Source organism: Brevundimonas sp., from assembly GCF_036399195.1.
In the GTDB taxonomy this organism is placed as follows: Bacteria; Pseudomonadota; Alphaproteobacteria; order Caulobacterales; family Caulobacteraceae; genus Brevundimonas.
On the sequence record NZ_DASWNO010000094.1, the window covers coordinates 1 to 11707 of the forward strand.

Consider the following 11707-nt stretch of genomic DNA (forward strand, 5'->3'; position numbering starts at 1 on the left):
CGCACGCCGCTGAACAGCCTGCTGATCCTGTCGAAGATGCTCAGCGAGAACACGCAGGGCAACCTGACCGGCAAACAGGTCGAGTTCGCCAAGAACATCCACGCCGCCGGCTCGGACCTGCTGGGGCTGATCAACGACATCCTCGACCTGTCCAAGATCGAGTCCGGCACGGTCACGCTCGACATCGGCGAGATGGCGCTGGATTCGCTGCGCGACCAGATGCATCGGACCTTCGCCCAGATCGCGCAGGACAAGCGGCTGGACTTCTCGATCGACATCGACCCGGACCTGCCGCCGTCGATGTACACGGACGACAAGCGGCTGCTGCAGATCATCAAGAACCTGCTGTCCAACGCCTTCAAGTTCACCGAGTCGGGCTCGGTCCGCCTGCGGGTCGACCGGGTCGCCGCGGGCTGGACGCCTGGCAACGAGCACCTCAACAAGGCCGGCCAGGTGCTGGCCTTCTCGGTCCACGACAGCGGCATCGGCATCCCCGAGGAGAAGCAGCGGATTATCTTCGAGGCCTTCCAGCAGGCCGACGGCACCACCAGCCGCAAATACGGCGGCACCGGTCTGGGCCTGTCGATCAGCCGCGAAATCACCCGCACGCTCGGCGGCGAGCTGAAGGTCGAGAGCGAGCCCGACAAGGGCAGCGTCTTCACCCTGTTCCTGCCGCTGAACTTCAGCCCGACCGCGGCGAGCGGGGCCCAGTCCGGTCGCGAGGCCGCCCGCGCCATCACCATCCGCACCACGCCGGAAGAAGAGACCGCCGATACCGTCGAGATCGTCAATGACGACCGCGACAGCGTCGCCCCGGGCGACCCGGTGATCCTGATCGTCGAGGACGACCCGCGCTTCGGGTCCATCCTGCTGGCGCTGGCCCGCGACTGCGGCTTCAAGGGCGTCATCACGAGGGAAGGCATCGCCGCGGCCTCGCTGGCCCGTCGCTACGCGCCGCAGGCGATCATGCTGGACGTCGGTCTGCCCGACATGGACGGCCTGGCCCTGCTGGACCTCTTGAAGCGGACCCCCGAGACCCGGCACATCCCCGTGCATGTGATCTCGGCGCACGATCAGGCCGGGTTGGGTCTTTCGATCGGCGCCTTTGGCTTCACGCCCAAGCCGATCGACCGCGAGGGCGTCGTCGCCAGCCTCGACGAGGTGAAGAAGTTCGTCGCGGCGCCGAACCGTCGTCTGATCCTGGCCGGACCAGCCGGAGAGGCGCACGCCACGCTCAAATCCGCGTTCGGTTCGGTCACCCGGACGGAAAACCTGAAGGGGCTGGCGAAGACGAAGATCAAGCCGTCGGACAGCCTGATCATCGACATCGCGGCCGCGCCGATCCCGGAGCTCGTGGACTTCCTGAAAACGGCCGAGCGGCCGGCCGTCGTCTACGCCGGCGATACGCTGTCCGCGCTCGATGAGCGTCGGCTGCGGCTGTCGGTCTTCGCCGGTCACGCCCGTCTGGCGCGAACGCCCGAGCAACTGCTGGAGCAGGCGACCCTGCTGCTGCACGAGCCGACCGACCGCCTGTCGGAGACCGCCCGCACCACCCTGGCCCAGACCCGCAAGGAGGACGCCATCCTGACCGGCCGCACGGCGCTGGTCATCGACGACGACATCCGCAACATCTTCTCCATGGCCAGCGCCCTGGAGGAGTTCGGGGTTGATCTTCTTTACGCCGAGAGCGGCCGCGCCGGGCTGGATCTGCTGGCCCAGCATCCGGAAACGGACCTGATCCTGGTCGACATCATGATGCCCGACATGGACGGCTACGAGACCATGCGCGAGATCCGGGCCATCCCCCGCTTCGAACGCATCCCGATCATCGCCGTCACGGCCAAGGCGATGAAGGGCGACCGGCAAAAATGCATTCAGGCCGGCGCGTCGGACTACGTCTCCAAGCCCGTCGACATCGACCACCTGATCTCGGTCATGCGCGTCTCGATCCAGCGCACGGACGCGGGCCGCCTGACCGGCGCCGAGCAGCCCGCACCGGCGGCCGTTTAATGGCGTCCAGTCGCAAGCGAGGCCCCCTGTCCGCGAGGGTGCTGATCGTCGACGACGATGAGCGCAACGCCTTCGCGGCCTCCGAGGCGCTTGAGGTTCTCGGCCATGAGCTGGTCATCGCCCGCTCGGGCGAGGAGGCCCTGCGCGTCCTGCTGCATCAGGAGTTCGCGGTCATCCTGCTGGACCTGCACATGCCCGGCATGGACGGTTACGAGACCGCCCGGCTGATCCGCGAGCACCCCCGCACCCGCGACACTCCGATCGTCTTTGTCACCGCCGTCTTCCGCGACGAGGCGCACATCTTCCAGGCCTACACCGCAGGCGCCGTCGACGTGGTGTTCAAGCCGGCCGATCCCTTCATCCTGCGGTCCAAGGTGTCGATCCTCGTCGATCTGCACCTGAAGACTCTGCAGGTGCGCCAGCAGGGCGAGGAGCAGCGGGCCCTGCTGGAGGCCAACGCCCGCATCAGCGAGGAGAAGCTGGCTGCCGAGATGGCCCTGCGCGAGGCGCGGGAGCGGCAGGACACGATCCTGAAATCCCTACCCGTGGTCTTCACCTCGCGCGCCAACGTCCATCCCTTCCACGCCCTGTTCGTCAGCGACAGCATCGCCCCACTGACCGGCTTCCAGCCCAGCCAGTTCGTCGATGAACCCGAAATCGGCCTTGGCCGCATCCACCCCGAAGACGTCGAGGGCGTGGTCAACTGCCTGATGCAGGCCAGCAAGACCGGTTCCTACGCCTGCGAATACCGTTGGCTGTGTTCGGACGGCGAGTACCGGACCTTCCTAGACCAGGGCGTCTGGGTGCCAGACAGCACGGGGAGCGGAGAGGGCGAGATTCTCGGCACCCTGCTGGACGTCACCGATCGCCGCCAGTTGGAGGAGCATCTGGCGCAGGCGCGCAAGATGGAGGCGGTCGGCCAGCTGACCGGCGGCGTGGCGCACGACTTCAACAACCTGCTGACGGTGGTGCTCGGCAACGCCGACATCCTGCTGCGCCGGGCCGACGACGACACGCGCCTCGTGCGCCAGCTGACCGCCATCCGCGCCGCGGCGGAACGGGGCCAGACCCTGACGCGCCAGTTGCTGGCCTTCTCGCGGCGGCAGCAGCTCAATCCGCGCGTCATCGACCTGAACGGGCTGATCGAGGGATTCACGCCGCTGCTGCGGCAGGCGGTCGGCGAGGGGGTGACCATCACGCTCGACCTGTCGAACGAACCGCTGCACGCCTCCATCGATCCGACTCATCTCGAGACCGCCCTGCTGAACCTCGCCGTGAACGCGCGTGACGCGATGGACGGTGACGGGCGACTGACGGTTACGACGGCTATCGCGCCGGCGGAGGGAGCCGGCCCGCCGATGGCGCGGATCGTGGTCAGCGACAACGGGCCTGGCATGGCCGAGGACGTGGCCAAGCGCGTGTTCGAACCCTTCTACACCACCAAGGAGGTCGGGCGCGGCACGGGGCTGGGGCTGTCGCAGGTCTATGGCTTCGTCAGCCAGTCGGGCGGGACCATCGGCGTGGCCGCCACGCCGGGCGCCGGCGCCGCGTTCGAGCTGACCCTGCCGCTGACGGCCGAACGGCCGGCTGAAGCCGCCGCCGCGCCGCCCGCTGTCGAAGCGGCCTCGGGCTCGGAGCGCGTGCTGATTGTCGAGGACGATCCGGCGGTGCTGAGCCTGTGTCTCGATATGCTGACCAGCCTCGGCTACCGCTGCGAGGTGGCCTCCGACGCCGGCGGCGCCTTGCACCGGCTTTCGCAGGATAGCGCCTTCGACCTGCTGTTCTCGGACGTCATCATGCCGGGCGGCATGAACGGCATCGAGCTGGCGCTGAAGGCGCGCGAGCATCGCCCGGAGCTGAAGGTGCTGCTGACCTCGGGCTACCTCGGCGAGACCGGCCACCAGATGCGCCACGACTTCCCGGTGATCGACAAGCCGTACCATCGCAACGACCTGGCCCAGCGCCTCCGCGCCGTCCTCGACGCCGTCGCGGCCTGAGGCGCCAGGGCGCGACTGGCCGGTCCTTCGCTCGTCAGCGGCCGTAGATTCGGTCGAGGACCCGGGCCACGGGGATCAGCCGCTCGACGCCCGGATCGAACCGCTCGCCGGCCGCGAGGCGTCGGGCCCAGTCGGCTGCGGCACGCCCACCCCAAGCATCGGGAGGCGCCGCAAGCTCATGGCGGGTGGTGCCTTCGAACCGCTCCGCGACGAAGTCGTAGAACGAGCCGCCGACGTTGCGCATCTCGGCGCCGCCCTTCGAGCCGTACAGGGTGGCGGCGATCACCGCCTCCTGCCCTGCCGGCAGATTCCATGAACACGCCAGCCGCACCACCGCGCCGGTGTTCAGCCGCAAGGTGGCGAGCCCGTAGTCCTCGCAGACGTCGGCCCGGTCGATCCGAACCCCCTGCGCGAAAAGATCGGACGAGACCTGATCGACCTCGGCGCCCTCGAGCAGCCAGAGGGCCAGGTCGACCAGATGAACACCGAGGTCCATGACGCAGCCGCCCCCCGACAGCGCCGGATCGTAGAACCACGGCTTGTCCGGTCCCCAGGCGTTGTGGAAGGTCAGATCGACGGCATGCACGCCGCCCAACGCGCCCTGCTGAACCAGGCTCCGGAGCGCCTGCGCCGCCTCGGTGAAACGATAGCTCAGGTCGACCGACAACAGCCGGTCGGCCCGGCGCGCCGCCTCGACCAGCGCCCGCACTTCCGCTTCGGTCCGGCCCAGGGGCTTCTGGCAGAAGACGGCCAGGCCGCGGTCCAGCGCCCGCCGAACCTGCTCGGCGTGCATGGCGCTTGGCGTGGCGATGACGACTCCGCCAAGATCCTGATCGAGCAGAGCCTCGAAGCTTTCGACCGAAGCCGCACCCGGCGCGAGCCGCGCCGCCTGCTCCCGCGTCTCGCCGCTCGGATCGGCGACGACCGCCGCCTCGACGGCGCCAGTCGCCAGCATGGCCTCCATCCGGTGTCGGCCGATCCAGCCCACCCCGAGGAAGCCGATCCGGGGCTTGCGGCTCGTCAGCGATGCGGGCCGTTCGAGGAGAATGTCGGTCATCGCATCACCACTAGCGCCTTTAGGAAGCCGTCGGGGCGGTCGCGGGTCGCGTCCAGCGCATCGCCCAGTTGGTCGAGCCCGAAGGTGTGCGTGAACAGCGCGCCGGTCTGAAGCCGTCCCGACGCCACCGCCTCGACCGCCACGCGGACCCCTTGGGCGTAGACGGCGGGATCGCGCTCGTGGGCGTTGATCACATCAAGCCCGCGCCAGTTCCACAGCTGCATGTTGATCTGGCGCGGGCCGTCCTGATGATAGCCGGCGATCACCAGCCGCCCCCGCTCCTTCGTCAGCTCGGCGGCGAGGTCGAGCGGCCACTGCTTGCCGACCGCCTCTATGACCACGTCGCAGAAGACGCCGCCGGTCAGGTCGCTGACCCGCGAAATGATGCCGTAGTGATCGTCCATCGGGATGGTCTCGGCCGCGCCCATCCGCCGCGCCAGGTCCAGCGAGAACGGCCGGCGCGAGATGGCGATGACGCGTGCGCCGGCGTCGGTCGCCAGCCGGGTCAGCACGGCGCCGAGGAAGCCCACGCCGACGATGGCGACGGTGTCGCCGGCCTTGATGCCGCTGCGACGAAAGATGTTGAAGGCGCAGCCCAGCGGCTCGCCCGGAAACGGCTCGCCCTTGAGCGCGGGTGGCAGCACCACCACCGCGGCCTCGTCGGCGACGTCGTATTCGGCGTAGCTGTTGTGCGACAGAGCGGCGACCCGATCGCCGACCTTGACCGTCGACACGCCCTCGCCCACGGCGTCGACCACGCCCCAGCCCTCGTGCCCCATTCCGCCGGGCTCTGTCGGGAAGGTCATCCAGTCGGGACCCGCCCACGGCGTCAGGTTGGAGGCGCAGACCCCGCAGCCCTCAAGCGCGATCCGCACCTGGCCGTGACCCGGTTCGGGCATGGGCGCATCGCGCACCTCCATCTGGCCGGGCCCCGTCACGACGGCGGCGCGCATGCTTCGGGTGCGGTTCAGAACGTCAGTCATGGGTCTTTCCAGTCGCTTCCGCGTCATCCGGCGCGGAGAGGGTGTCGAGGACGGCTCCGGGGGCCACGTCCCGGCGCAGCTCGTCCAGATCCGCGTCGCGCGCCGGCACCTGCAGCCGGTCGGCGATGCGGGTCACAAGATCGATCAGCCGCGTCACCTCGTGCTCGGCCAGCAGGTTGATCTGCAGGTCCAGCTCGGCCCGGCGCCGCTCGGCGTCGGAGATGCGGTTCTGGCTGATCAGGATGAAGGTCGACAGGAAGATGGCCTCCACCGACGCGGCCATCGCCAACACCACCAGACTGGCGTCGAACCGCCAGGCCTCGGGCCCGAGCGTGTTGATCAGGATCCAGCCTCCGAACAGCGCCAGATGCAGCGCCACGAACCGCATGCTGCCGGCGAAGTCGGTGATCCGCGCCGCAAGCCGGTCGCTCAGCCCCGCCGACCGCTCCATCGCTTCGCGCCGCTCCCGCATCTCCGCAATGTTGCGTCGGAGAACCGGGGAGAGGCCGCTGTCGTCGGCTGGAAGGGTCGGCCCATGCTCCTGCATGATGCATCAGGCGCCGATCGCAGCGGCGGCCCGGCGGCGCGCCTCGGCCGCCGCGCCGTCGAACCAGTCGATCGTGCGCCGCAGACCATCCTCAAGCGACGTGGTGGGCCGCCAGTCCAGCACCGCCGCGGCCTTGCCGATGTCAGGGCGGCGTCGGCGGGGGTCGTCGGGCGGCAACGGGCGGTACACGACCTCCGACGCCGATCCGGTCAGTTCGAGCACGACCTCGACCAACTGGCTGACGCTCAATTCCACCGGATTACCCAGGTTGATCGGCCCGGGCTGCGGCCCGTCGTGCTCCATCAGGGTGATCAGGCCGCTGATCATGTCGTCGACGTAGCAGAAGGACCGCGTCTGGCTGCCGTCGCCGAAGACGGTGATCGGCTCGTCCGCCAAGGCTTGGCTGACCAGGTTGGAGACGACCCGGCCGTCGGCCGCCGACAGCCGGGGCCCATAGGTGTTGAAGATGCGCGCCACCCGCACCACGCCCCGGTCCTGCCGGTCGTAGTCGAAGGTCAGGGTCTCGGCCGCCCGCTTGCCCTCGTCGTAGCAGGCGCGCGGTCCGATCGGGCTGACGTTGCCGCGATAGGTCTCGGGCTGCGGATGCACCTCGGGATCACCATAGACCTCGCTGGTCGAGGTCAGCAGGAAGCGGGCTCCGCTCTTCTCCGCCAGCGCCAGCAGGTGGGTCACGCCCAGCACGCAGGTCAGCATCGTGTGCTGGGGATCGGCCTGGTACTGCGGCGGCGAGGCGGCGCAGGCCAGGTCGTAGATGCGGTCGAAGCGTCGCTCCATCAGCCGGGCGGGCAGTGGTTCGACCACGTCGTGCCGGATGAACTCAAAATTGGGCCGCTTCATCGCCTGGTCGAGGTTGCCGAGATCGCCGGTCTGCAGGTTGTCGAGGCAGACGACGTGATGGCCCTCCGCCAGGAGCCGGTCGCACAGGTGCGAGCCCAGGAAGCCGGCGCCGCCGGCGACGAGGACCGTCCGCGGGTCTTTGAGGGTCTTCATCGGGGTCTCCCTTGAGGGTTGGGTGTCGTCGGACCGCCGCCGCGCCATCGCGGCCAGCAGTTCGCGCTCGACGGTTTCGGCGCGGTGATCGGGGGTATGGGCGGCGAGGATTCGCTCGCGCGCCGCCAGCCCCATCCGCCGGGCTTCCGCGGCGGGTGACTGCAGCGCGGCGACCACGTCCTCGGGCGACTCCGCGAGGACGATTTCCTCTCCGGGCGTGAACAGCGCGTCCAGCCCGAGCCAGACGTCGGAGATGACGGGCGCCCCGCAGGCGGCGGCCTCGAACAAGCGGATCGACGGACTGTGCCCCGCCTCCACCATGTCGGCCCGGGTGACGTTCAGGGTGAAGCGGCTGGCGGCGTAGAAGGCCGGGTGGTCGGCGGGCGGAACGTGATCGATCCGCTGCACATTGGCGGGCCACGCGATGTCGTCCGGGTACTGCGGCCCGGCGACGACGAAGCTCAGGTGCGGCAGACGACGCGCCGGCTCGATCAGCAGCCGCTCCAGCACCGGCTGCCGGTCCGCGCTCCAGGTGCCAAGATAGGAGAGGTCCCAGCGGCGCGGGGCGTCGACGGGGCGGTAAGTCTCCGGGTCCGCGGAGCAATACAGCGCCCGGGCCGCCGGCGACCGGAAGTCGTGCTCCAGCCGCTCCAGCGTCGGGCCGCCGGTGAAGGAGAAGTAGACGTCGTAGTCCCGGATCTGTCGTTCGGCGAGATAGTCGCAGTCATGGCGCTGCAACCGGGCCAGCGTCACCGGGGTGTCGATATCGTAGAAGGCCACGGCGCCTCGCGCGACCCGCCGCGCCCAGTCGCCGACCTGCACCCCGTCCGGCACATAGGAGCCGACGATCACGGCGTCCGCCGCGGCCAATCTGTCCGCGAAGGCGTCGAGGCCTTCGAGGTCGCTGTAGAAGCGCAGCTCGCACCAGTCCGGATTCTCGAGGTCCCGATGCGCCGCGTACCAGGGCGTCTCCCGCTCAAGGAACAGGATGCGATGGCCCCGCGCCGCCATAGACTTCAGCAGGGCCCGGAAGGTGACGGCGTGGCCGTTGCCCCAGGACGACGACAGGCTCAGGCCCAGGACCACGATGTCCAGCGGCCGGCTCATGCGGCGCTCCTTTCGCGGCGCGCCGCCAGCATCGAACGGAACAGGGCGTCTGCTTCGTCCGCCCGCTGCGCATAGGTGTGATCCGCCAGCACGCGACGGCGCGCGGCGTCGCCGATGGCGCGCGCCCGCCCGGGCGTCAGGGCCGCGAGGTGTTCGGCCACCTCCTGGCCGTCGCGGGCGACCAGCACCTCCTCGTCAGGCTTCAGGAACTGGTCGATGCCCTCCCAGTGATCCGTGATCAGGCAGGCCCCGGCCCCGGCGGCCTCGAACACCCGGGTGGCGGGCGAGAAGCCGTTCTCGGCCATGCTGTCGCGGGACACGTTGAGGACGGCCAGCGAGGAGCAGTTGAAGGCGTTGTGGTCCGCCGTGCCCACGTGGCCCAGGGTGCGCACGTTCACCGGCAGGGCTTTGTCGTGCCACCCGTTCCCGCCGAGCAGGAAATGGCGGCCCGACAGGACAGCCGCGGGCTCGATGAAGAACCGCTCGATCCGGGCCTCGCGATCGGGGAGGCGGTTCGCCAGCAGCGACAGGTCCGCTGTGAACCGGGGGTCCGGAGCGACCGGGTGGTGAGTGGTTGGATCGAGCGCATTGTAGATCGGCCGGCACATCCGCGCGCCCAGCGCCTCATACGCTTCGATCACCGGCGGGCCGCCGCCGTAGGTCAGCACCATGTCGATGTTCGGCAGGTCCCGCCGCAGCGGATGGTCCGGCTCGGCCCGGAGCTCGGCCAGGGTCGCCGGGGCGTCGACATCCCAGTACGCCGTCAGGGCGTCCGGTCTCGCGTGGTCGAACACCGCCAGCAGCTCATTGTCGAAAACGCCGACGCCCGACGCCTTGACCACGACGTCCGCCTCGGCCGCCCGCGCGACCACCGCGCGGCAGGCGGCGGGATCGTTTTCCCACACCACCACCTTGGCCCACTCCGGCGGGTCGATGTCCCGGTGCTGCTGCCGGTCGAAGGCGTCCGGCTCGTAGAAGGTCACCTCCCAGCCGCGCGCCGCCAGCTCGCGCAGCATGCCGCGGTAGTAGGTCGCCGCGCCGTTCCAGTAGGCCGACAGCAGGCTGGATCCATAGAAGGCGATCTTCATCAGGCGGTCTCCATCTCGGGTGTCGCGGCGACGCCGGTCAGGCGGGCCGCAATCGCCAGCAGTTCGTCCACGCGGTGGGCGCAGGTGTGCCGGGCGCGGATGGCGGCCAGGCCCCGCGCCGCCAGGCCGGCCCGCAGATCCGGGTCGGCCTTCAACGTCCGCAGCGCCCGGGTCATCTCCTCGCCGGACCGGACCATCAGGAAGTCCTCGCCGACTTCGAACAGCCCCTCGCTGTCGCGCCAGGGCGCGCTGACCAGGGGGATGCCGCAGGCCAGCGCCTCGAACACCCGGATGGTCGGAATGCCGGGCAACTGCTCGACGTAGAACCGCCGCGGGACATGGACCGTCGCCATGCGCCGGGCGAAGGCCCGGGGCGCCGCGGCGTTGGCCAGCCAGCCGTGGTAGTTCACGCCGTACCGTGCGAGCGTCTTCAGCGCCTCCGGCGGATAGCGGACGCCGTGGATGTCGAGGTCCAGGCCAGCATCGCGGGCCGGGGCGAAGAGGAAGGTTTCGAGCTCCTTCGTCCGCTCGCCGTCGCCCCAGTTGCCGATCCAGACGAGGCCCTGACGCTCCACCTCGTCCTGCGGCGGGTGGAACAGCCGGACATCCGCGGCCTCGTGCCAGACGAACACCCGGTCGCCCCAGCCCCAGCGGCGATAGACCTCCGCCAGCGTCTCGCCGAAAGCCAGGACGCCGTCGTAACCCGACAGGTCGAACGCCTTGATGCCGTCCGGCTCGCTGACCGCCCGGTGGTGGGTGTCGTGGAACAGCAGGGTGAACCGGCCACCGCGGGCCCGCGCCCGTCCGACCGCGGCGACGAGGGCGGGCTCGTTCCACTCATGCACGATGACCAGATCGGCGCCGTCCAGCATGACCGACAGGTCCGGCTCGCCCGCGTACCGGCGGCTCAACAACTCGGGATAGGCTTTGCGCCAGGGGTCCAGCCCGGCCTCGCCATGATCAGCGACCAGATTGGCCCGGCTCCAGGAGTCGCGCGGCTCGTAGGCCACGACCTCATGACCCCGGGCGATCAGGTCGCGCAGCACCCCGCGCAGGAAGTGGGCGTTGCCGTGGTTCCAGCAGGACTCCAGAGAGTGGGTGAAATAGACGACCCTCACGCCGCCGCCTCGGTAAGCGGCCTGCGCGCGATCGCCTCGCCGTAGACGGCCAGCACGCCCTCGGTCAGCGACTCTGTCGTGAACCGTGCGCTGCGTTCGGCGGCGGCCGCGCCCAGAACGGCCGCCCGTTCGGGATGGTCGAGCAGATCGTCCAGCACCTCGGCCGCCGCCCGGTCGTCTTCGGCGGGCACGAACACGGCGACGCCCTGCCACAGCTCGCGGAAGGTGGGGATGTCCGACAGGACCAGCGCGCACCCGGCCTGCGCCGCCTCCAGCACGCCAAGGCCGAACGGCTCATAGTGCGCCAGCGAGGCGAACACCGCCGACCGCTGAAGCCCGGTCGCCAGCACCGCCGAGTCCAGATGGCCGAGCGGGAGGATGTGCTGCAGCGAGACGCTATGGCCGTCGGGACCGGTCAGCGCACCCGCCGCCTGCACCTGCCCCCGCATCCGCCCGGCCGCACGGTCCAACGTCCGGATGTTCTTGCCGTCGTCCCACAGCCGCCCGGAGGTCATCACCACCGGCTCTCGCGCGCCCGTCGCGGCAGCGGACGACGGCGACCGCCCGTTGTGCACCGTGTGCGGAACCACCCCATAGAGCGCCGCGGTCGTCTGCATGAAGGCGTAGCTCGGCGCGATCAGCCGGTCGCAGGCGGCATAGCCGCGCGCCAGAAGGTCGGTCCGCCACTCGAACGACTGCGGCATCGGTTCGTCGCCCCGCACCGCGTCCCACCAGCTGGCGAGGCAGGAGTGGCAGACGCCGATCACGGGGGCCGGGAAACGCGCGCAG

General features: G+C 70.0%; 9 protein-coding genes. 2 read left to right on the forward strand and 7 right to left on the reverse strand.

Annotated elements, in window-relative coordinates:
* Together VGB60_RS04490 and VGB60_RS04495 are read left to right on the forward strand one after the other, a co-directional pair.
* Window positions 1-2010, forward strand: a 2010-nt coding sequence (locus VGB60_RS04490; RefSeq protein ID WP_331037077.1) for a response regulator, incomplete at its 5' end; no start/stop codon positions are given.
* A gap of 38 nt (window positions 2011-2048) precedes the next feature.
* A complete protein-coding gene (locus VGB60_RS04495; RefSeq protein WP_331037078.1) occupies window positions 2049-4007 on the forward strand; it encodes a response regulator in 1959 nt (652 codons plus the stop codon).
* Between the two features lie 34 nt (window positions 4008-4041).
* Here VGB60_RS04495 and VGB60_RS04500 read toward each other — a convergent pair whose 3' ends face one another.
* From VGB60_RS04500 to VGB60_RS04530, 7 genes are all read right to left on the reverse strand, one after another.
* Window positions 4042-5064 (reverse strand): Gfo/Idh/MocA family oxidoreductase, encoded by a 1023-nt coding sequence (locus tag VGB60_RS04500; RefSeq protein WP_331037079.1) that lies wholly within the window; start codon window positions 5062-5064, stop codon window positions 4042-4044.
* Window positions 5061-6047: an MDR/zinc-dependent alcohol dehydrogenase-like family protein gene (locus VGB60_RS04505; protein ID WP_331037080.1), complete on the reverse strand. Its 987-nt coding sequence runs from the start codon at window positions 6045-6047 to the stop codon at window positions 5061-5063. The genes VGB60_RS04500 and VGB60_RS04505 overlap by 4 nt, the downstream gene beginning before the upstream one ends.
* On the reverse strand, window positions 6040-6594 hold the full coding sequence (locus tag VGB60_RS04510) for a DUF1003 domain-containing protein (protein ID WP_331037081.1): 555 nt from the start codon (window positions 6592-6594) through the stop codon (window positions 6040-6042). Before VGB60_RS04510 ends, VGB60_RS04505 begins: the two co-directional genes overlap by 8 nt.
* Window positions 6595-6600: 6 nt before the next feature.
* Window positions 6601-8712, reverse strand: coding sequence for a bifunctional glycosyltransferase/UDP-glucuronate decarboxylase (locus VGB60_RS04515; RefSeq protein WP_331037082.1), 2112 nt, complete (start codon window positions 8710-8712; stop codon window positions 6601-6603).
* Window positions 8709-9800 carry a CgeB family protein gene (locus VGB60_RS04520; RefSeq protein WP_331037083.1) on the reverse strand — a complete coding sequence of 364 codons (1092 nt, stop codon included), beginning with the start codon at window positions 9798-9800 and terminating at the stop codon, window positions 8709-8711. The genes VGB60_RS04515 and VGB60_RS04520 overlap by 4 nt, the downstream gene beginning before the upstream one ends.
* The gene (locus VGB60_RS04525) at window positions 9800-10918 is read right to left on the reverse strand and encodes a CgeB family protein (RefSeq protein ID WP_331037084.1); all 1119 of its coding nucleotides are present in this window, start codon (window positions 10916-10918) and stop codon (window positions 9800-9802) included. Before VGB60_RS04525 ends, VGB60_RS04520 begins: the two co-directional genes overlap by 1 nt.
* Window positions 10915-11707, reverse strand: a 793-nt coding sequence (locus VGB60_RS04530) for a glycosyltransferase (RefSeq protein ID WP_331037085.1), incomplete at its 5' end; no start/stop codon positions are given. The genes VGB60_RS04525 and VGB60_RS04530, both read right to left, overlap by 4 nt.